We start from the raw sequence: 19,125 nt of genomic DNA on the forward strand, positions 1-19,125 counted from the left end.
AGCGATATCCGCGAAGTCAAATCATGGCGCTGAATTCAGAGCAGTGTGGCGATGATGGCGTGTTCGGCATTAAAACTGGCGGTCACACTGGCGCCAACCTGTAGATTCTGCTGTTTAACCTCGTCGTTGGTGACGGTGGCGCATAGCGTCTCTCCGCTCGGCAGCGCCATTAGCACTTCGCTAACCAGCTCGCCAGGCTCAATGGCGCTAATGTGTGCCGCCAGCTGGTTGCCGCTGTGGCCTGGCGCGCTGCTGACGTGAATCCACGGCGCTTTAATCAACACCAATACCTCTTTGCCGCTATCGAGTTGCAGCCGCTCGGCGCTGCGTTCGGTGATGGCCACCTGTAAACGCGTAACGCCGTCGGCGAGCAGCACATCAATATGCTGTTGTACATGCTGGTGATCGCTGGCCAGCACTGTAGCAAACAGCTGGTTACGCGCGCTGGTTTGCAGCGAGAAACGCGCAATCGCCGCCAGCAGACTGTCGAGCGGCAAGCTGTCGTTTTGCAACACATCGAATGCCTTCTGCTGAATCTGCTCCATCAGCAGGAACAGCTGAATCAGACGCTCGCCATACTGCGTTAGCTGCGCGCCGCCGCCGCCTTTGCCACCGGTAGCGCGCTCAACTAAGATTTGATCGGCCATCTGGTTCATTTCGTTAATCGCGTCCCAGGCACTTTTGTAGCTGATGCCCGCCAGCTTCGCGCCCTGGCTAATGGAGCCGGTTTGCTGCACGCGTTTCAGCAGCTCAATACGGCGCGGATCGGCAAACAGCTTCTGCTGAAGACGAATATGAAGAGAAAGTTCTGCCTGCATGTCAGCTCCTTTGGTTAATCAGCTCAGTTTACTGCTTAAAAGTAAAAGCACGAAAAGGGCAGTGCGTTTTTTTCTCTAACCGTTACAATCACTTTTTTATTTTCTGCGTGAGGTTTCCATGCTGGAACTGCTAAAAAGCCTGGCCGTGGCTATCATCATGGTGCCGATTGTGATGGCGATTATGCTCGGTCTGATTTATGGCCTGGGTGAAGTTTTTAACGTCATCTCTAAATTTGGCCGCCGCGAAGACCGCCCTGCCAATAGCTCACAACACTAATTCCTCAACGCCCGCATCTCGCGGGCGTTTTGTTTTTTAACTTCCGAAAAATCCTGCCGATAACAATCTCATGACGCATGTGTGCTCACGTTGTATTATCAAATATATAACGTAACAAGGAGCAACAAATGCAAAAAAATCATTACTGCTGGGCAGCTGCAACAGTTTTAAGTGTGACCCTGGCCGGTCAGGCTGTGGCCGCGGAGAAGATCACCGTGTTCGCCGCCGCGTCATTGACTAATGCGCTGCAGGAGATCGCCACGCAATACCAGAAGAAAACCGGCGTTGAAGTGGTCTCTTCTTTTGCCTCTTCATCGGTGCTGGCGCGCCAGATTGATCAGGGGGCACCTGCCGATCTGTTCATCTCAGCCGATCAGCAGTGGATGGACGATGTCGTCGGTAAAAACAGCGTAGTAACCCGCACGCGCTACACGCTGCTCGGCAATGATTTAGTACTGATTGCACCCAAAAGTGACGCAGCGAAAACGGTTACCATCAATAACCAAACCGATTGGAAGAGTTTGCTAAAAGGCGAGCGGCTGGCGGTGGGCGATCCGGATCACGTACCAGCCGGAATTTATGCCAAAGAAGCATTACAGAAACTGGGCGCGTGGGACGCTTTATCCCCGCAGCTGGCGCCAGCGAATAATGTGCGCGCTGCGCTAGCACTGGTTGAACGTAACGAAACGCCTTACGGCATCGTTTATGGATCGGATGCCGTTGCCAGCGAAAAAGTGCAGGTAGTGGGACGTTTCCCGGAAGATAGCCACAAACCTGTGGAATATCCGATGGCGATTGTCAAAGATCATCAGAACGCAACGGTAGAAGCCTTCTACAACTATTTGCAGGGGCCGGATGCCGCTGCAGTGTTTAAACAGTATGGATTTACGCCGAAGAAATGATACTGAGCGATCCCGAATGGCAGGCTGTGTTTCTCAGCCTGAAAGTTTCCTGTGTAGCGGTGCTGTGCAGCCTGCCGTTTGGCATCATGATGGCCTGGATTCTGGCGCGCTGCCGGTTTCCAGGCAAAACCCTGGTGGATAGCCTTATTCACCTGCCGCTGGTATTACCGCCCGTGGTGGTGGGATACCTATTGCTGATCGCGCTGGGCCGACGCGGCTTTATCGGCGAATGGTTATATGACTGGTTCGGCTTCACCTTTGCCTTTAGCTGGCGCGGTGCGGTGTTGGCATCCGCGGTGATGGCCTTTCCGCTGATGGTGCGGGCTATTCGCCTCGCACTTGAAGCGGTCGACACCAAACTGGAGCAGGCGGCGCGTACGCTTGGCGCCGGACGCTGGCGTGTGTTCTTCACCATCACCATTCCGCTCACTTTGCCGGGCATTATTGTCGGGACAGTTCTGGCCTTTGCCCGTTCGCTGGGCGAATTTGGCGCGACCATCACTTTTGTTTCCAACATTCCCGGCGAAACACGCACCATTCCGTCGGCGATGTTTACTTTGATTGAAACGCCCGGCGCGGAAGGCACTGCTGCCCGCCTGTGTGCTGTGGCGATTGCGTTGGCGTTGATGTCGCTGGTGGCATCCGAACTGCTGGCGCGCTGGGGCCGCAAACGGCTGGGAGCCGCATAATGCTCAATCTGCAAATTTCTCAACAGCTGGGCGATCACCAGCTCGATGTCAGCGTCAGCATCCCTGGCAGCGGTATCACGGCGATTTTCGGTGTCTCCGGTGCAGGTAAAACCTCATTAATTAATGCCATTGGCGGCCTGACTCAGCCGCAGCGCGGTCAGATTCAGCTGAACGATCGTCTGTTGTTTGATGCGGAAACGCGGGTCAATTTGCCGCCGGAAAAGCGCCGTATTGGCTACGTGTTCCAGGATGCGCGGCTGTTCCCACACTATCGCGTGCGCGGCAACCTGCAATATGGCATGGCGGCATCAATGAAACCGCAGTTCAACGCGCTGGTAGCGCTGCTCGGTTTAGAGCCGTTGCTCAGTCGTTTTCCGGCCTCATTGTCGGGTGGAGAAAAACAGCGCGTGGCGATTGGCCGCGCATTACTGACTGCGCCAGATATTTTGCTGATGGATGAACCACTGGCATCGCTGGACTTGCCGCGCAAACGTGAGCTGATGCCCTATCTGCAAAAGCTGGCGAAGCAGGTGGATATTGCCATCCTTTACGTCACACACAGTCTTGATGAAATTTTGCAGCTGGCGGATAACGTGCTGGTACTGGACGCGGGCCAGGTAAAGGCGTTTGGGCCACTGGAGAAAGTGTGGAGCAGCTCGGCAATGCGACCGTGGCTGCCGATGGCTGAACGCACCAGCGTACTGCGTGTGCAGGTGCTGGAGCAGCATCCGAATTACCCGATGACGGCGCTGTCGCTCGGCGATCAGCACATTTGGGTCAGCCGCGTGAATCATCCCCTGAAAACGCCGCTGCGTATTCGCATCGCCTCGGCCGATGTGTCGTTGGCGCTACAGCCACCGCAAAATACGTCGATTCGCAATATCCTGCCGGCGAAGGTGGTCGAGCTGCTGGAGATTGACGATCAGGTGGAAGTGAAACTGCGCATTGGCATCAGCGAGCTGTGGGCGCGTATTTCGCCGTGGGCGCGAGATGAGCTGGGGATTCGTCCCGATCAGTGGCTGTATGCCCAGATTAAAAGCGTGTCGATTACGGCATGATTTATTGCACGGTTTGATAAAATCGGCGCAATAAATTGCGCCGCAACATCCTTCGGTTACAGGATTTCCTGGTTGATCACTTCCGCGATGCCCGGTTCCACATTGGTACCAATCACCTTTTTGGCGCGCGCTTTGATCGCGTCATCGGCATTGCCCATCGCCACACCTAATCCCACCTGTTCCAGCATGCTGAGATCGTTATAGTTGTCGCCAAACGCCAGCACGTCTTGCATGCTGAAGCCCTGGCTCTCCACCCACTGAGCGAGGCGCTTGCCTTTACTGTTTCCTGCCTGTGCGATATCCACCTGATCGTGCCACGACCATTCGCACGCCAGACCGAGTTCGGCTTCGGTGCGCTCGGCAAACTGCTGCAGTGCGCGCGTATCGGGGTGCGACAGCGCAAATTTCCAGATCGATTTGGCTTCAATGGCGGCCTGCGCCAGGCTTGGCACCTGCAGGAACAGCGGGCGCTGCGCTTCCGGCAGTGACTGCGCCCAGTTTAGCGTACGCGTTACGTGGCCAGTTGGCGTTTGATACAGCATCGCGTCATCGACATACAGCAAGCCGTGAATATTCTCTTCATCCAGCATCTCAATCACACGCGCAGCTTTGCTTTTATCCAGCGGATCGGCAGCCAGCACCCTCTTCGCCGAATAATCATACAAATAGGTGCCATTACAGCAGATTGCGGGTGTATCCAGCTTAAGTGCCTGATAAAAAGGGTGGATAGCGCAGTGGTGGCGACCGGTAACGATCAGCACTTTGACGCCCGCCTGTTGCGCGCGGGACAGCGCTTCAATGGATTCTGGCAGAATGGTTTTATTCGGGGTCAGCAGGGTGCCGTCGAGGTCAAGGGCGATTACGCGGTAGCTCATTACACTTTCCGTCCGGGAGTTAGCAAAGCGTTAAGTCTACACCCGGCAGCGGCCCTGAGACAAAAAACAGGGCACAAATGAATCCAGCGCGACAAAATGAAACGCGCTACAGTTATCCCTTTCATCAGGCAGCGAATAAGGAAAACGCATGAAACAAGTCGTGTATACCGCCAGTCCCGAGAGCCAGCAGATCCACGCCTGGCAGTTACAGGAAGATGGCGCACTGACGTTATTGCAGGTAACGGATGTTGCCGGGCAGGTGCAGCCGATGGTGGTGAGCCCGAAAAAAGATTTTCTCTATGTCGGTGCTCGTCCGAATTTTCGCGTACTGGCGTTCCGCATTGCGGCCGACGGTACGTTGAGCCTGGCTGGCGAAGCGCCGCTGCCGGGCAGCCCAACGCACATCTCCACCGATCGTCACGGCAACTATCTGTTCTGCGGCTCGTATAACGATGCCTGCGTCAGCGTCAGCCCAATTGGTAGCGATGGCTTGCCGCAGGCACCAAGCCATGTGATTAACGGTTTAGACGGCTGCCATTCAGCAAATATTGACCTGAACAACCAAACGCTGTTCGTACCGGCGCTGAAGCAGGATCGCATCTGCCTGTACCAGCTGAATGCCGACGGCACGTTAGCGCCGCGCGAGCAGGCGCAGGTCACCACCGTTGAAGGCGCGGGTCCGCGGCATATGGCGTTCCACCCGAACGGTGCCTACGGTTACGTGGTCAATGAGTTGGATAGCACGGTGGATGTCTGGGCACTAAACAACGTACACGGCCAGGTCGAGCGCGTGCAGAGCCTTGATATGATGCCGCCAGACTTCAGCGACACGCGTTGGGCCGCCGATATTCACATTACGCCAGATGGCCGTTTCCTTTATGCCTGCGACCGTACCAGCAGCACCATTACCGTGTTCAGCATCAGTGAAGATGGTGCCGTGCTGGCGATTGAAGGTTTCCAGCCAACGGAAACACAGCCACGCGGTTTCAACATTGACCATAGCGGACAATATCTGGTCGCGGCAGGGCAGAAATCGCACCATATCGAGGTGTATAAAATCCAGGAGCGCGGCCTACTGCATCCGCTGGCGCGTTACGCGGTAGGACAAGGCCCGATGTGGGTCGTCATCCACCAACTGTGATATTAGGTGCGCATAAATGCGCACCCTACAAAATCCGTCGTAGGGTCGCCATTAATGGCGACCTTTCTTATTATGCGTATTTCACCGTAATCGACGCGCTGGCTAGCGCATGAAAATGCACGTTAAAACCAACCATCGCGCCACTCGCACCTTCATCTACCTCAATCTTGTCCGTATCCAGCGCATGCACCGTAAAGATGTAGCGATGCGATTCGCCCTGCGGTGGAGCGGCGCCGCCATAGCCGCTTTGGCCAAAATCGGTGCGTGTCTGAATGGCGCTTTCTGGCAGTTCCGCCACGCCAGAACCGGCACCTTGTGGCAGTACGGTTACTTCGGCGGGAATGTTCGCTACCACCCAGTGCCACCAGCCGGAGCCCGTTGGCGCGTCGGGATCGTAGCAGGTCACGACAAAGCTTTTGGTGCCCGCCGGGACATCATCCCATGCCAGATGCGGTGACAAATTGTCGCCCTGATAACCCATCCCATTGAAAACGTGCCGCTCTGGCATCTTATCGCCATCGTTAAAATCCTGGCTGAATACACGCATGATCGCTCCTTTGTGGTTGTGCAGTGCTCTCAATCATGGTGGAAATGCGCCGCAACATCCAGTGCCGCGCTGACCGCCCGTGTGAGCTGCGTCAGCTCGGCGGTAGAAATCAGATAAGGTGGCATCAGATAAATCAAACGGCCAAACGGACGGATCCACACCCCACATTGCACAAAGAACTGTTGCAGCGCCGCCATGTTCACCGGCTTATGCGTTTCGATCACGCCAATCGCCCCCAGCACGCGGGCATCGGCTACCGCGTGATGACTGCGCAGCGGCAACAGTTCCGCGCGTAACTGCTGTTCAATGTGGGGCACCTGTGTCATCCAGTGACCTTCATTAATCATCGCCAGACTTTCCACCGCCACCGCGCAGGCCAGCGGGTTGCCCATAAAGGTTGGACCATGCATAAAGCAGCCTGCCGCGCTGCGGCTGATAGTATCGGCGACTTCACGCGTAGTGAGCGTAGCGGATAGCGTCAGAGTGCCCCCGGTCAGCGCTTTGCCGAGGCAGAGAATGTCCGGCGTGATACCCGCATGGTCGCAGGCAAATAGCTTGCCGCTGCGGCCAAAGCCGGTGGCGATTTCGTCAGCAATCAAAAGTAAACCGTAGCGATCGCACAGTTCGCGCACCTGTTGCAGGTAGCGCGGATGGTAGAAGCGCATGCCGCCTGCGCCTTGCACAATCGGCTCCAGAATTACCGCCGCGATGTCACGATGATGAGTTTCGGCCAGCTGCGCGAAATCGGCGAAATCGGCCTCATTCCACTCAGCATCGAATGCGCACTGCGGCGCGTCGGCAAACAGGTGCTCCGGCAAATAGCCACGCCACAGGCTGTGCATGGAGTTTTGCGGATCGCACACCGACATCGCGGCAAAGGTGTCGCCATGATAACCGCGTTTCAGCGTGAGGAATTTCTGTCGCGTTTGATTACGTCCCAGCCAGTATTGCAGAGCCATTTTCATCGACACTTCGACAGCGATCGAACCGGAATCAGCAAGAAATACGCACTCAAGCGCCTCGGGCGTCATGGCAATCAGCTGGCGGCTTAGCTCAACTGCTGCCGGATGCGTAATCCCGCCAAACATCACGTGCGACATCTGCGCCATTTGCTGCTGCAGTGCCTGGTTAAGACGCGGATGATTATAGCCGTGAATCGCTGCCCACCATGACGACATGCCATCAACCAGTTCACGTCCATCGGCCAGCTGTAGCTGGCAGCCGTGCGCTGCCACCACCGGATAACAGGGCAGGGGATCGCGCATCGACGTATAGGGATGCCAGATATGCTGGCGGTCAAAGTTGAGGTCGTCCTGAGTGAACATGCGTATTGTAAACCATTTTAAAAAGATTTAGTTTACAAGTATAACCACGTTAATCGTCGGGATGAACCCCCTTTTTTTTGGAGTAAGCAATGGCAAACCGCTGGACACTGGCACAAGCTCAGGCACTTTTCGAAAAACCTTTCCTTGAGTTGATGTTTGAAGCGCAGCAAGTGCATCGTCAACATTTCGATCCGCGTCAGGTACAGGTCAGCACGCTGCTGTCGATCAAAACCGGCGCCTGCCCGGAAGATTGTAAATACTGTCCGCAGAGCGCGCGTTACAAAACCGGTCTCGAATCCGAGCGTCTGATGGAGGTGGATGCGGTGCTGGAATCGGCGCGCAAAGCCAAAGCCGCCGGCTCAAGCCGTTTCTGCATGGGCGCGGCGTGGAAAAATCCGCACGAGCGCGACATGCCCTATCTGCAGCAGATGGTGCAGGGGGTGAAAGCGATGGGCATGGAAACCTGCATGACGCTCGGCACGCTGGATGGCAGCCAGGCGCAGCGCCTTGCTGAAGCCGGCCTCGATTTCTACAACCACAACCTCGATACCTCGCCAGAATTCTACGGCAACATCATCACCACGCGCAGCTATCAGGAGCGCCTGGATACACTGGACAAAGTGCGCGGCGCGGGCATCAAAGTGTGCTCGGGCGGCATCGTGGGCCTGGGGGAAACGGTGAAAGATCGCGCCGGTTTGCTGGTGCAGTTGGCTAACCTGCCGACGCCACCGGAGAGCGTGCCAATCAACATGCTGGTGAAGGTGAAAGGCACGCCGCTGGCGGATAACGAGGATGTGGAACCGTTCGACTTTATCCGCACCATCGCGGTGGCGCGCATCATGATGCCATCGTCGCACGTGCGTCTCTCTGCCGGTCGCGAGCAGATGAGTGAGCAAACCCAGGCAATGTGCTTTATGGCCGGGGCTAACTCGATCTTCTACGGCTGCAAACTGCTCACCACGCCAAACCCGGAAGAGGATAAAGATCTGATTCTGTTCCGCAAACTCGGCCTCAATCCGGAACATACCGCGACAACGGCGGGGGATAATGAGCAGCAATATCAGCTCAGCGAACAACTGCTACAGGCGGATACCGAGCAGTTCTACAACGCGGCTGTGTAAATGGGCTGGTCACAACGTATCGATCACGCGCTGGCGGCGCGGCGGGCCGCCGATGGCTGGCGGCAGCGGCGTCCCATCGAACATAACAACGTGCGGGAAATTACGCTCGACGGCCAACGCTATCGGCACTTCTCCAGTAACGACTATCTCGGCCTGAGCCAGCATCCGGCGGTTATCGCCGCGTGGCAGCAGGGCGCGGCTGAGGCGGGCGCAGGTGCAGGCGCATCCGGTCACGTTACCGGCTACAGCCGCCATCACGCCCAGTTGGAGGAACAGCTGGCCGATTGGCTGGGCTATTCGCGCGCGCTGCTGTTCATTTCGGGATTTGCCGCCAATCAGGCGGTGATCCATCTGCTGGCGGAAAAGCAGGATCGCATCTTTGCCGATAAGCTGGCGCACGCGTCGCTGCTGGATGCCGCCAGCCACAGTCCGGCCAGCCTGCGCCGCTTTGCCCATAATCAGCCGGCAAGCCTGGCGAAACTGCTGGCGACGCCATCAGACGGTGGCACATTGGTGGTCACCGAAGGCGTTTTTAGTATGGATGGCGACAGCGCGCCGCTCGCGGCTATTGCAGAACAGACGCGGCATGGCAACGGCTGGCTGCTGGTGGATGATGCGCACGGCATCGGTGTTACCGGTGCACAAGGGCGCGGCAGCTGCTGGCAGCAACAGGTGAAGCCGGAACTGCTGATCGTCACCTTTGGCAAAGGGTTTGGCGTCAGTGGTGCCGCGTTGCTGTGCGATGATGCGACCGCCGATTACGTTGAACAATTTTCCCGCCATCTGATCTATTCCACCGCCATGCCGCCGGCGCAGTGCTATGCGCTGCTGGCGGCGCTGCGGCAGATTCAACAAGGCGATGCGCTGCGTGAACGGTTGCACAGTCATATTGCGCGCTTCCGCGCCGGTGCCGCGGATTTACCGTGGCAGCTGGTCGCTTCAGACAGTGCGATTCAGCCGATGATTGTTGGCGGAAATAGCGCGGCGCTGGCGCTGTCGCAGCGACTGGCGCAGGCCGGCTGTTGGGTGAGCGCGATCCGTCCGCCCACCGTGCCACCGGGTACCGCGCGGCTGCGCATCACGCTTACCGCTGCGCATCACACCGATGATATTGATCGACTGCTGGAGGCGCTGTATGACGCTGCAGGTTAACAAGCAGGCCGTGGCGCAGGCTTTTGGTCGTGCGGCCGCACATTACGAACAGCATGCGCAGCTGCAGCGACTGAGCGGTGATGCGCTGCTGGCGCGGGCACCGGCTGGTTTTGGTCCGCATTTGCTGGATGCCGGTTGCGGCACCGGCTGGTATAGCCGCTACTGGCGCGATCGCGGGCGTACGCTGACCGCGCTCGATCTCTCACCCGATATGCTGCAAACGGCGCGCGAACAGCAATCGGCGCAGCATTATCTGCTGGGTGATATTGATGATGTGCCGCTAGCGGATGCCAGTGTTGACGGCGTGTGGAGCAACCTGGCAGTGCAGTGGAGCAGTGATTTGTGCACTGCGCTGCAGCAGTTTTTGCGCGTCACGCGCCCAGGCGGCACGGTGCTGTTCTCCACGCTGCTCGACGGTTCGCTACACGAAGTGCATCACGCATGGGCGCAGTTGGATGGTCGCCGCCACGCCAATCGTTTTCTCAGCGCAGCGCAGTTGCGCGCGGCCACCGCAACGCTACCGATGCAGGCAGAGCAGCAGATCGTTACGCTGCATTTCCCCAGTGCGCTTAGCGCCATGCGTTCCCTGAAAGGCATTGGTGCTACGCATCTGCACGACGGACGCGGCAGCAGCGTGCTGACACGTACCCAGTTAGCAACACTTGAGCAACACTGGCCGCAGGATGAGACCGGTTACCGCCTGAGCTACCACTTGATGTATGGAGTTTTAACAAAATGACACGCTGGTTTATTACCGGAACCGATACCGAAGTTGGCAAAACCGTGGCCAGCGGCGCACTGTTGCAGGCGGCGAGCGCCGCAGGATTGCGCACCGCCGGCTATAAACCGGTGGCGTCCGGCTGTGAGATCACACAAGAAGGCGTCCGCAACAGTGATGCATTGGCATTGCAGCGCTACAGCAGCGTGCCGCTACGCTACGAGCAGGTGAATCCGCTGGCGTTTGTCGAGCCGACTTCACCGCATATCATCAGTGCAGAAGAGGGCAGGCCAATTGAATTTGCCGCACTTTCTGCTGGCTTACGTGTGCTTGAGCAGCAGGCGGAATGGGTGTTAGTGGAGGGCGCGGGCGGCTGGTTTACGCCGCTATCGGACACGCAGACCTATGCAGATTGGGTTGAAGCCGAGCAGCTACCCGTAATTCTGGTCGTGGGCGTAAAGTTAGGCTGCATCAACCATGCGCTGCTTACCGCTGAGGCGGTGAAAGCGCGAGGTTTATGCCTGGCGGGCTGGATTGCCAATGATATCCAGCCGCCGGGCAAACGCCATCAGGAATATATGGCCACGCTGCGTCAGCGCATTGACGCGCCGTTCCTCGGTGAGATCCCGCACCTCAGCGATGAGGCGCAGCAAGGCGATTGTGGGCGCTATTTGACACTGCCGCAATAATCCAGGTCGCCATGAATGGCGACCCTACGATGCCAGATGCCGTTTTGTACTATCTACGTCACCGTTAGCCACTTATTGACGGTGATGTCATCCAACTGCGCCATTTTGCCGTGCGCCACGTTGCGTCCACGATGCAGCAGCAGAAAATAGTCGGCAACGCGGCGGATGAATGACACGTGCTGCTCCAGCAACAGAATCGTCAGACCGTATTCGCGGTTAAGCCGTCGGATAAGATTGCCCATCTCCTCTTCCAGCCACGGCGACATGCCTTCCGTTGGTTCATCGAGAATCACCAGCTTGGGTTGCAGCACCAATGCGCGCGCCAGGGCCAAATGCTGCTGTTGCTCCATCGGCAGTTCGCCGCTGCGCTGGTGGCGCATCGAATAGAGCGCCGGAAACAGATCAAAGACCATTTCCGGAATCGCACGGCTGCGATCGTCCTGCGCTGCCATTAGGGCAATCAGCAGGTTATCTTCCACGCTCATCTGCGAGAAAATGTGCCGCCCCTGCGGGACATAACCAATCCCGGTGCGGGCACGCATCTCGGCCGGTTGCAGCAGTAAATCCTCCGGCGGCGAGCCATCTTCTTGCCAGGTCATCGAGCCGCTGTTGATCGGCAAGCGGCCCATAATGCAATTAACCAACGTGGTTTTACCCATGCCTGGGCTGCCCAACACGCCGGTACAGGTACCCGGCGGCAGATCGAGGTCCACATCCCACAGAATGTGATTTTGACCGTAAAACTGATTCACCGAACGTAAACTCAGCATCTGACATACTCCTTCCAGATTATTAGCCTGAATGCTCCCGCTCTGTGTCGTCTGGCATACAGTCGTGCACGATTGATGGACACCGCTGTCGTCGGCAAAAGCCGAGGAGGACGCGTTACTCCCTGGCTTTAAACACTGCAATTCCCAGGCCAGGTTGGAAATAGAAACCGAGCAGCGCCTAAAAACGGCAAAATCAAGGTTTAAAAGTTGAGAAATGCTTAACAATTCCATGCGGTGACAAACCGGCTGCACTTCGACAGTGCTGATGGCTTAACGTTTCTGGTGCATATGATCGTTCGTAAGGCAATAACTTAGGAATAAGTGGTATTAAAAAGGCGCGTTTCCCCTTCACAATGGGGGAGCAGAGAGGAGAAAAAGGGAGTTAAGGCTATCCGACAGGTGAGAAAAAAAAGACGAAAAAAATTTTTTTTGCCCTGAAGACGACCTGCAAGAAAATTATACACAGCTGATGGGCTTTGGGCTGGATTCACTTATCCACCATTACTGTGGATAACCTTGTGCATTAGCGACTGAAAACCGGGCGCAAGCGAGTAAATTCGCGGCCTTCATCCATTATGATGAGAATCTGGGCTTTTAGGTGTAATTCAATTAAAACAGCAGGTTAGTTAAAATCAAGCATGCGATTTATCTGCCTTGTCATCGGACTGCAATTTAATGACACTCTCTTGACAAATGTTAAAAGCATCCTCGCTCTGGGGATAACATTGCGCAACAAGCATTTGCCTCATGCCGCTTAAAATGCACGGAAGAAATTTCCCTGCAGGAACGATTATCGTGCAACGATACTGTGATTATGTCCAGTATTTTTTTCTGGCAAATTCGCCACAGCAGAGTAGAATTAGCAGCCTGCCCGCCGTCTTCATCTGCTGGAACCGCTAAAACATGAGCAAAGCCTTTAAACTCAACTCCGCTTTCAAGCCTTCAGGCGACCAACCTGAGGCCATTCGCCGCCTGGAAGAGGGGCTGGAGGATGGACTCGCCCATCAAACGCTGTTGGGCGTAACCGGTTCAGGTAAAACGTTTACCGTTGCCAATGTGATTGCGGATCTCAATCGCCCGACGATGGTTTTGGCACCGAACAAAACATTGGCGGCGCAGCTGTACGGCGAGATGAAAGAGTTCTTCCCGGACAATGCGGTGGAGTTTTTCGTCTCTTACTACGATTACTATCAGCCTGAAGCCTATGTTCCCAGCTCCGACACTTTTATCGAAAAAGATGCCTCGGTGAACGAGCACATTGAACAGATGCGTCTCTCGGCGACCAAAGCGCTGCTGGAGCGTCGTGATGTGATCGTAGTGGCGTCGGTTTCCGCTATTTACGGTCTGGGCGATCCCGATCTCTATTTGAAAATGATGCTGCACTTAACGCGCGGCATGATTATCGATCAGCGCAGCATTCTGCGTCGTCTGGCAGAGCTGCAATATACCCGTAACGATCAGGCTTTCCAGCGCGGCACCTTCCGCGTGCGTGGGGAAGTGATCGATGTGTTCCCGGCCGAATCAGACGACATTGCGCTGCGTATTGAGCTGTTTGATGAAGAAGTTGAGCGGCTGTCGCTGTTTGATCCGCTTACCGGGCAGATTGACTCGGTGATCCCGCGTTTTACCGTTTATCCTAAAACGCACTATGTCACGCCGCGCGAGCGTATTCTGCAGGCGATGGAAGATATCAAAGTCGAACTGGTGGACCGCCGCAAGGTGCTGCTGGAGAACAATAAGCTGCTGGAAGAGCAGCGTATTTCTCAGCGTACCCAGTTCGACCTCGAAATGATGAACGAGCTGGGCTACTGCTCCGGTATTGAAAACTACTCACGCTATCTGTCCGGTCGCGGACCGGGCGAGCCGCCGCCAACCTTATTTGATTATCTGCCGGCTGACGGTTTGCTGGTGGTTGACGAATCGCACGTGACGATCCCGCAAATTGGCGGTATGTACCGCGGTGACCGCGCGCGTAAAGAGACGCTGGTGGAGTATGGCTTCCGCTTACCGTCGGCGCTGGATAACCGCCCGATGAAGTTTGAAGAGTTTGAGGCGTCCGCGCCGCAAACCATTTATGTGTCGGCCACACCCGGCAATTACGAGCTGGAAAAATCAGGTAGCGAAGTGATCGATCAGCTGGTGCGTCCAACCGGCCTGCTTGATCCGATCCTCGAAGTGCGACCGGTCGCGACCCAGGTCGACGATTTGTTGTCGGAAATCCGCAAGCGTGTCGAGATTAATGAGCGCGTGCTGGTTACCGTTTTGACCAAGCGTATGGCAGAAGATCTCACCGAATACCTTGTGGAACACGGTGAGAAGGTGCGCTATCTGCATTCGGATATCGATACCGTAGAACGTATGGAAATCATCCGCGATTTACGCCTCGGCGAGTTTGATGTGTTGGTGGGCATCAACTTGCTGCGTGAAGGCTTGGATATGCCGGAAGTGTCGCTGGTGGCGATTCTCGATGCCGACAAAGAAGGTTTCCTGCGCTCTGAGCGTTCACTGATTCAAACCATTGGTCGCGCCGCGCGTAATATCAATGGGCGCGCGATTCTCTACGCCGATAAAATCACGCCATCAATGGAACGCGCGATGGGTGAAACGGAACGTCGTCGCGAGAAGCAGCAAAAATATAACGAAGAGAATGGCATTGTGCCGCAGGGGCTCAATAAGAAGATCACCGATATTCTTGAGCTGGGCAAAAACGTGGTTAAAACGCGCGGTAAAGGTAAAACCGCATCGCGCACTGCGGCAGAGGCGGAAGCCAACTATATGGCGCTTACGCCACAGGCGATGCAAAAGAAAATTCACGAGCTGGAAGGGCAGATGCAGCAACACGCGCAGAATCTGGAGTTCGAAGAAGCTGCCAGCGTGCGCGATCAGTTGCATCAGCTGCGCGAGCTGTTTATTGCGGCTTCCTGATCCATCATCCTGGTCGCCATGAATGGCGACCCTACGTGAACTCACCATGACCGCGCGGGAATTTATGGCGATCCAACGCCAATTCCGTGGGGTTTTCGTTGGGTACGCATTGAGGCGCACCTGGAAACTAAACTGCCTGAATCGCGTGTTCTAGCGCAATGCGCAGCAGTTGGCGATCGTGACGGTATTTAATATCGGCGGCTTCCAGCGGTTCGCGAATAATTAAACGATCTTCCACTCCGCTAATATCTGCGGCTGGACTTACCACCACCGCATCAATCACCCGTTTGCCAATGGCTTTCTCCATGATAGCCAGTTTGTCAGCAACATTCAGGCTGGCCGCTGCTGGACTCAGTTCACGACCAAGATTGCCAATAAATACCATGGTAGCGGGCGTACGGCGCAGCGCGCGCGCCATATCTTCCATCAGCAATATTGGCATCAGGCTGGTGTAAAAACTGCCGGGGCCAATCAGAATCAAATCCGCTTCGCCTATCGCCTCGATCGCTTCGCGCGTGGGCAGCACGTTCGGGTGCAGCATCAACTCCTCGGGGGGCTGCTTCATCTCATCAATAGCGGTTTCCCCGTATACCATGTTGCCTTCGCCATCCTGTGCCACCAGATCAACAGGCTGTTCTGACATCGGAATGAGAAACGCATCCACTTTAAGCAAATTACGGATAATGTTGATGGCTTCCAGCGGACGTACGCTCAGGTGATCAAGCGCTTTCAGCATCAGGTTGCCAAGGTTATGCCCGGCCAGCTCGCCATTGCCGCTAAAGCGGTACTCAAACATCGCGGTGGCGACGCTCGGTTCAGTGATCAGCTGATTGATACAGTTACGCATATCGCCCCAGGCAATGCCGCCTTCCGAGCGGCGAATGCGGCCGGTGGATCCGCCGTTATCGGTGGTGGTGACAATACCGGTTAAGCGCGAGCCCAACGGTGCCAGCGCTGACATCACGCGTCCAAGACCGTGCCCGCCGCCCAGCGCCACTACGCGATCCAAATCTGCCAGGGTTCGATTCATGTTTCTCCTTTGTCACTGCCGTCCTCGCATTGAGGCGTAGTTGAACTGATGTGCATCAATATCTGCGGCGTATTTTACCGTATCCTGTCGCGAAAATGCGGTGAAAAATACGTTATGTATCAATATATATAGCGAAATTCACTGATGGATGCTAATCGCTAATCGCGCTACCATTCGTTTTAACCGTGTTGTCCACAATGACAACAAACTCCCAAGCCTGGTTTCCTAAGTCGTGAAAGATATGGAATACAGGCCGCAGCATTGAGCTGCCAGGGTGCAGAAAGAAATGCCTGCATCTCCCGACTTTGGAAAGGTGTTCAGGTGCCACAATTTACAGATGCCTACGCGCGCAGCTTTTACTACTTGCGCCTGTCGGTCACGGATGTGTGTAACTTCCGTTGTACCTACTGCCTGCCGAACGGCTATAAGCCGAGCGGCACGCACAACAAAAGCTTTCTCTCGCTGGATGAGATTCGTCGCGTGACGCGTGCCTTTGCGGCGGCGGGCACTGAAAAAGTGCGGCTGACCGGCGGTGAACCCTCTATGCGTCGTGATTTTACCGACATCATCGCCGCGGTGCGGGAAAACGATGCCATCCGCCAGATTGCCATGACCACCAACGGATACCGCATGGCGCGCGACGTGCGAGCATGGCGCGCAGCCGGTCTTACCCACATCAACGTCAGCGTCGATAGCCTCGACGCGCGCCAGTTTCACGCCATTACCGGACAAGACAAATTTGCCGAGGTGATGGCGGGCATAGATGCCGCCTTCGATGCCGGTTTCGTGAAAGTGAAAGTTAACAGCGTGCTGATGCGCGATGTGAACAGCCACAGCCTCAGCACCTTCCTTGAGTGGCTGCGCCTGCGGCCGATTCAACTACGCTTTATCGAGCTAATGGAAACCGGTGAAGGCAGCGATCTGTTCCATCGTCATCATATCTCCGGTGAAGTGATTCGCGACCAGCTGATTATGCAGGGCTGGCAGCGCCAGCCGCGCGGCCGCAGCGACGGGCCGGCGCAGGTGTTTCGTCATCCCGATTATCAGGGTGAAGTGGGCCTGATCATGCCGTACGAGAAAGATTTCTGCGCCAGCTGCAATCGCCTGCGCGTCTCAGCGATGGGTAAATTGCATCTGTGCCTGTTTGGCGACGGCGGCGTGTCGCTGCGCGATTTGCTGGCGTCTGACGATCAGCAAGCAGAGCTGCAGGCGCGCATTGCGCACAGCCTTGGGCAGAAAAAGCAGACGCACTTTCTGCATCAGGGCAATACCGGCATCACGCAAAACCTCTCCTTTATTGGTGGCTAAACACAGGAGTTATGGCCATGGGTAAACCTTCCGGCGAATTTATCGCCTTAAATGTAGCGGTAATGACCGTCTCTGATAGCCGTGATGCCAGTAATGACACATCCGGCGATTACCTGCGTGAAGCGCTGGCAGAAGCCGGGCATCAGGTGGTGGACCGCGCGATGGTGCCGGACAACCGCTATCGCATTCGTGCCACGGTATCGCGCTGGATCGCCAGCGACGATGTGCAGGTGGTGATTATCAATGGCGGCACCGGTTTCAACAGCAAAAACAGTACGCCTGAAGCCTTGCTGCCGCTGTTCGATCGTGAGATTGAAGGCTTTGGTGAACTGTTCCGCATGATCTCCTATGAAGAGATCGGTAGCTCAACGCTGCAGTCGCGCGCCGTTGCCGGTTTGGCCAATCAGACGCTGATTTTTGCCGTGCCGGGATCGACCAACGCCTGCCGCAGCGGCTGGGAGCGCATCATTGAAGATCAGCTGGATGCGCGTACCCGTCCGTGTAATTTTGTCTCTCATTTGAAGAAGTTGTAAGTATGTCATCCTTAACGCATATCAATGCCGCAGGCGAAGCCCACATGGTGGATGTCTCTGGTAAAACTGAAACGGTGCGCGAAGCACAAGCGGAAGCGCTGGTGCTGATGAGCGCAGAAACGCTGCAGATGATTATCGACGGCAGCCATCATAAAGGTGACGTGTTCGCCACCGCGCGTATCGCCGGCATTCAGGCGGCGAAACGCACCTGGGAACTGATTCCGCTGTGCCATCCGCTGATGCTGAGCAAGGTGGAAGTGACCCTGATTGCTGAACCGGAACACAGCCGCGTGCGCGTCACTTCACTCTGTCGCCTGACGGGCAAAACCGGCGTCGAGATGGAAGCCTTAACCGCGGCGTCGGTCGCAGCGCTCACCATCTATGACATGTGCAAAGCGGTGCAAAAAGACATTGTCATCGATCAGCTGCGGTTGCTGAGCAAAAGCGGCGGGAAATCCGGTGATTTCAAGGCGGTGAGCCATGATTAAGGTGCTGTTTTTTGCCCAGGTTCGGGAATTAACCGGCACCAGCGCGCTGGAACTGGCACCGGACTATGCCGATGTTGCCACGCTGCGTGCGGCGTTAGCCGGGCAGGGCGACCGCTGGGCGCTGGCGCTGGAGTCTGGCAAATTGCTGGCGGCAGTGAATCAAACGCTGGTGCCTATGAGCCATCCGCTGCGCGCGGGTGATGAAGTGGCATTTTTCCCGCCGGTTACCGGAGGTTGAGCATGGAAACGCGAATTCGTGTCGGCACTGAGCTGTTCGACGTTGGCCAGGAATATAGCTTACTCTCCGCCCACGATAGCGATGGCGCAGTCGTCACGTTCACCGGCAAAGTGCGTAATCACAATCTCGGCGATGCTGTTGCGGCGTTAACGCTGGAACATTATCCCGGCATGACGGAAAAAGCGCTGGCGGATATTGTCGTCGAGGCGCGTCAGCGCTGGCCGCTACAGCAGGTAACGGTGATTCATCGCGTTGGCGAACTGTTCCCCGGTGATGAAATCGTGTTTGTTGGCGTCAGTAGCGCCCATCGCAGCAGCGCGTTCGCCGCCACCGAGTTCATTATGGATTACCTGAAAACCCGCGCGCCGTTTTGGAAGCGCGAAGCCACTGCCGAAGGCGATCGCTGGGTTGATGCGCGTGACAGCGATCATCAAGCCGCTGAGCGCTGGAGCTAGCGCGCAAAATCTTCCCGCTCCGATAGCGGCAGACCACTGAAAACGTTAAGGTACGGTTTTTGTTGG

General features: G+C 56.2%; 21 protein-coding genes and 1 riboswitch. Of the genes, 15 read left to right on the plus strand and 6 right to left on the minus strand.

What is annotated here, in order from left to right; translation table 11 throughout:
- Positions 1 to 35: 35 nt before the first annotated feature.
- Positions 36 to 818, minus strand: a complete 783-nt coding sequence (gene modE / locus AC07WB_RS05875; RefSeq protein ID WP_400455081.1) for a molybdenum-dependent transcriptional regulator — start codon at positions 816 to 818, stop codon at positions 36 to 38.
- Positions 819 to 936: 118 nt separating this feature from the next.
- Between modE and AC07WB_RS05880 the strand changes: the two genes are divergently transcribed.
- The 4 genes from AC07WB_RS05880 (at position 937) to modC (ending at position 3,744) form a co-directional block, all read left to right on the plus strand.
- Positions 937 to 1,095 carry an AcrZ family multidrug efflux pump-associated protein gene (locus AC07WB_RS05880; RefSeq protein ID WP_097094525.1) on the plus strand — a complete coding sequence of 53 codons (159 nt, stop codon included), beginning with the start codon at positions 937 to 939 and terminating at the stop codon, positions 1,093 to 1,095.
- A gap of 128 nt (positions 1,096 to 1,223) precedes the next feature.
- Positions 1,224 to 1,997 carry a molybdate ABC transporter substrate-binding protein gene (modA, locus tag AC07WB_RS05885; protein ID WP_097094524.1) on the plus strand — a complete coding sequence of 258 codons (774 nt, stop codon included), beginning with the start codon at positions 1,224 to 1,226 and terminating at the stop codon, positions 1,995 to 1,997.
- Positions 1,994 to 2,686, plus strand: coding sequence for a molybdate ABC transporter permease subunit (gene modB / locus AC07WB_RS05890; protein WP_097094523.1), 693 nt, complete (start codon positions 1,994 to 1,996; stop codon positions 2,684 to 2,686). Before modA ends, modB begins: the two co-directional genes overlap by 4 nt.
- Positions 2,686 to 3,744, plus strand: coding sequence for a molybdenum ABC transporter ATP-binding protein ModC (modC, locus tag AC07WB_RS05895; protein WP_494940175.1), 1,059 nt, complete (start codon positions 2,686 to 2,688; stop codon positions 3,742 to 3,744). The genes modB and modC overlap by 1 nt, the downstream gene beginning before the upstream one ends.
- Positions 3,745 to 3,800: 56 nt before the next feature.
- Here the strand turns inward: modC and AC07WB_RS05900 are convergent, their stop codons facing one another.
- Positions 3,801 to 4,619: a pyridoxal phosphatase gene (locus AC07WB_RS05900; RefSeq protein WP_345827051.1), complete on the minus strand. Its 819-nt coding sequence runs from the start codon at positions 4,617 to 4,619 to the stop codon at positions 3,801 to 3,803.
- A 148-nt stretch (positions 4,620 to 4,767) separates the two neighbouring features.
- Here AC07WB_RS05900 and pgl point away from each other — a divergent pair, with 148 nt between their 5' ends.
- Positions 4,768 to 5,760: a 6-phosphogluconolactonase gene (gene pgl / locus AC07WB_RS05905; protein ID WP_097094520.1), complete on the plus strand. Its 993-nt coding sequence runs from the start codon at positions 4,768 to 4,770 to the stop codon at positions 5,758 to 5,760.
- A 70-nt stretch (positions 5,761 to 5,830) separates the two neighbouring features.
- On the opposite strand, the gene AC07WB_RS05910 is transcribed toward pgl, so the two are convergent.
- Both AC07WB_RS05910 and bioA read right to left on the minus strand, forming a co-directional pair.
- Positions 5,831 to 6,307, minus strand: coding sequence for a kinase inhibitor (locus AC07WB_RS05910; protein ID WP_097094519.1), 477 nt, complete (start codon positions 6,305 to 6,307; stop codon positions 5,831 to 5,833).
- A gap of 29 nt (positions 6,308 to 6,336) precedes the next feature.
- Positions 6,337 to 7,632 carry an adenosylmethionine--8-amino-7-oxononanoate transaminase gene (bioA, locus tag AC07WB_RS05915; protein WP_097094518.1) on the minus strand — a complete coding sequence of 432 codons (1,296 nt, stop codon included), beginning with the start codon at positions 7,630 to 7,632 and terminating at the stop codon, positions 6,337 to 6,339.
- Positions 7,633 to 7,721: 89 nt separating this feature from the next.
- On the opposite strand from bioA, the gene bioB reads away from it, so the two are divergent.
- From bioB to bioD, 4 genes are read left to right on the plus strand one after another with little or no spacing between them, the layout of a single operon-like run.
- Positions 7,722 to 8,753, plus strand: a complete 1,032-nt coding sequence (bioB, locus tag AC07WB_RS05920) for a biotin synthase BioB (protein ID WP_345827049.1) — start codon at positions 7,722 to 7,724, stop codon at positions 8,751 to 8,753.
- Positions 8,754 to 9,905, plus strand: a complete 1,152-nt coding sequence (gene bioF, locus AC07WB_RS05925; RefSeq protein ID WP_494940176.1) for an 8-amino-7-oxononanoate synthase — start codon at positions 8,754 to 8,756, stop codon at positions 9,903 to 9,905.
- Positions 9,889 to 10,644, plus strand: a complete 756-nt coding sequence (gene bioC, locus AC07WB_RS05930) for a malonyl-ACP O-methyltransferase BioC (protein ID WP_494940177.1) — start codon at positions 9,889 to 9,891, stop codon at positions 10,642 to 10,644. The genes bioF and bioC overlap by 17 nt, the downstream gene beginning before the upstream one ends.
- Positions 10,641 to 11,312, plus strand: coding sequence for a dethiobiotin synthase (gene bioD / locus AC07WB_RS05935; RefSeq protein ID WP_097094514.1), 672 nt, complete (start codon positions 10,641 to 10,643; stop codon positions 11,310 to 11,312). The genes bioC and bioD overlap by 4 nt, the downstream gene beginning before the upstream one ends.
- Positions 11,313 to 11,365: 53 nt before the next feature.
- Here the strand turns inward: bioD and AC07WB_RS05940 are convergent, their stop codons facing one another.
- Positions 11,366 to 12,082: an ATP-binding cassette domain-containing protein gene (locus AC07WB_RS05940; protein ID WP_097094513.1), complete on the minus strand. Its 717-nt coding sequence runs from the start codon at positions 12,080 to 12,082 to the stop codon at positions 11,366 to 11,368.
- 903 nt (positions 12,083 to 12,985) lie between these two features.
- Here AC07WB_RS05940 and uvrB point away from each other — a divergent pair.
- On the plus strand, positions 12,986 to 15,007 hold the full coding sequence (gene uvrB / locus AC07WB_RS05945) for an excinuclease ABC subunit UvrB (protein ID WP_097094512.1): 2,022 nt from the start codon (positions 12,986 to 12,988) through the stop codon (positions 15,005 to 15,007).
- 127 nt (positions 15,008 to 15,134) lie between these two features.
- Here uvrB and AC07WB_RS05950 read toward each other — a convergent pair whose 3' ends face one another.
- Complete coding sequence (locus AC07WB_RS05950) at positions 15,135 to 16,037, minus strand: gluconeogenesis factor YvcK family protein (protein ID WP_097094511.1); 903 nt, start codon at positions 16,035 to 16,037, stop codon at positions 15,135 to 15,137.
- A gap of 196 nt (positions 16,038 to 16,233) precedes the next feature.
- Positions 16,234 to 16,370, plus strand: a riboswitch (molybdenum cofactor riboswitch).
- Between AC07WB_RS05950 and moaA the strand changes: the two genes are divergently transcribed.
- The 5 genes from moaA (at position 16,359) to moaE (ending at position 19,059) form a co-directional block, all read left to right on the plus strand.
- The gene (gene moaA / locus AC07WB_RS05955) at positions 16,359 to 17,345 is read left to right on the plus strand and encodes a GTP 3',8-cyclase MoaA (protein WP_494940178.1); all 987 of its coding nucleotides are present in this window, start codon (positions 16,359 to 16,361) and stop codon (positions 17,343 to 17,345) included. (Overlaps the previous riboswitch by 12 nt.)
- A 17-nt stretch (positions 17,346 to 17,362) precedes the next feature.
- Positions 17,363 to 17,878, plus strand: coding sequence for a molybdenum cofactor biosynthesis protein B (moaB, locus tag AC07WB_RS05960; RefSeq protein ID WP_097094509.1), 516 nt, complete (start codon positions 17,363 to 17,365; stop codon positions 17,876 to 17,878).
- A gap of 2 nt (positions 17,879 to 17,880) precedes the next feature.
- A complete protein-coding gene (gene moaC / locus AC07WB_RS05965; protein ID WP_345827045.1) occupies positions 17,881 to 18,366 on the plus strand; it encodes a cyclic pyranopterin monophosphate synthase MoaC in 486 nt (161 codons plus the stop codon).
- A complete protein-coding gene (moaD, locus tag AC07WB_RS05970; protein ID WP_097094507.1) occupies positions 18,359 to 18,604 on the plus strand; it encodes a molybdopterin synthase sulfur carrier subunit in 246 nt (81 codons plus the stop codon). The genes moaC and moaD overlap by 8 nt, the downstream gene beginning before the upstream one ends.
- 2 nt (positions 18,605 to 18,606) lie before the next feature.
- Positions 18,607 to 19,059, plus strand: a complete 453-nt coding sequence (gene moaE / locus AC07WB_RS05975; RefSeq protein ID WP_097094506.1) for a molybdopterin synthase catalytic subunit MoaE — start codon at positions 18,607 to 18,609, stop codon at positions 19,057 to 19,059.
- Positions 19,060 to 19,125 lie beyond the last annotated feature (66 nt).

It is taken from the genome of Pantoea sp. GW821-FHT03E06 (assembly GCF_059420725.1).

Bases quoted from the DNA above. Each gene is read 5' to 3' on its own strand.
- AC07WB_RS05910 (WP_097094519.1), bottom strand. From the start codon at position 6,307: ATGCGTGTATTCAGCCAGGATTTTAACGATGGCGATAAGATGCCAGAG.
- uvrB (WP_097094512.1), top strand. From the start codon at position 12,986: ATGAGCAAAGCCTTTAAACTCAACTCCGCTTTCAAGCCTTCAGGCGAC.
- moaC (WP_345827045.1), top strand. From the start codon at position 17,881: ATGTCATCCTTAACGCATATCAATGCCGCAGGCGAAGCCCACATGGTG.
- modA (WP_097094524.1), top strand. From the start codon at position 1,224: ATGCAAAAAAATCATTACTGCTGGGCAGCTGCAACAGTTTTAAGTGTG.
- bioF (WP_494940176.1), top strand. From the start codon at position 8,754: ATGGGCTGGTCACAACGTATCGATCACGCGCTGGCGGCGCGGCGGGCC.
- bioB (WP_345827049.1), top strand. From the start codon at position 7,722: ATGGCAAACCGCTGGACACTGGCACAAGCTCAGGCACTTTTCGAAAAA.
- bioA (WP_097094518.1), bottom strand. From the start codon at position 7,632: ATGTTCACTCAGGACGACCTCAACTTTGACCGCCAGCATATCTGGCAT.
- moaE (WP_097094506.1), top strand. From the start codon at position 18,607: ATGGAAACGCGAATTCGTGTCGGCACTGAGCTGTTCGACGTTGGCCAG.
- AC07WB_RS05940 (WP_097094513.1), bottom strand. From the start codon at position 12,082: ATGCTGAGTTTACGTTCGGTGAATCAGTTTTACGGTCAAAATCACATT.
- AC07WB_RS05900 (WP_345827051.1), bottom strand. From the start codon at position 4,619: ATGAGCTACCGCGTAATCGCCCTTGACCTCGACGGCACCCTGCTGACC.
- AC07WB_RS05880 (WP_097094525.1), top strand. From the start codon at position 937: ATGCTGGAACTGCTAAAAAGCCTGGCCGTGGCTATCATCATGGTGCCG.
- bioC (WP_494940177.1), top strand. From the start codon at position 9,889: ATGACGCTGCAGGTTAACAAGCAGGCCGTGGCGCAGGCTTTTGGTCGT.
- AC07WB_RS05950 (WP_097094511.1), bottom strand. From the start codon at position 16,037: ATGAATCGAACCCTGGCAGATTTGGATCGCGTAGTGGCGCTGGGCGGC.
- moaD (WP_097094507.1), top strand. From the start codon at position 18,359: ATGATTAAGGTGCTGTTTTTTGCCCAGGTTCGGGAATTAACCGGCACC.
- modE (WP_400455081.1), bottom strand. From the start codon at position 818: ATGCAGGCAGAACTTTCTCTTCATATTCGTCTTCAGCAGAAGCTGTTT.
- modC (WP_494940175.1), top strand. From the start codon at position 2,686: ATGCTCAATCTGCAAATTTCTCAACAGCTGGGCGATCACCAGCTCGAT.
- modB (WP_097094523.1), top strand. From the start codon at position 1,994: ATGATACTGAGCGATCCCGAATGGCAGGCTGTGTTTCTCAGCCTGAAA.
- bioD (WP_097094514.1), top strand. From the start codon at position 10,641: ATGACACGCTGGTTTATTACCGGAACCGATACCGAAGTTGGCAAAACC.
- pgl (WP_097094520.1), top strand. From the start codon at position 4,768: ATGAAACAAGTCGTGTATACCGCCAGTCCCGAGAGCCAGCAGATCCAC.
- moaB (WP_097094509.1), top strand. From the start codon at position 17,363: ATGGGTAAACCTTCCGGCGAATTTATCGCCTTAAATGTAGCGGTAATG.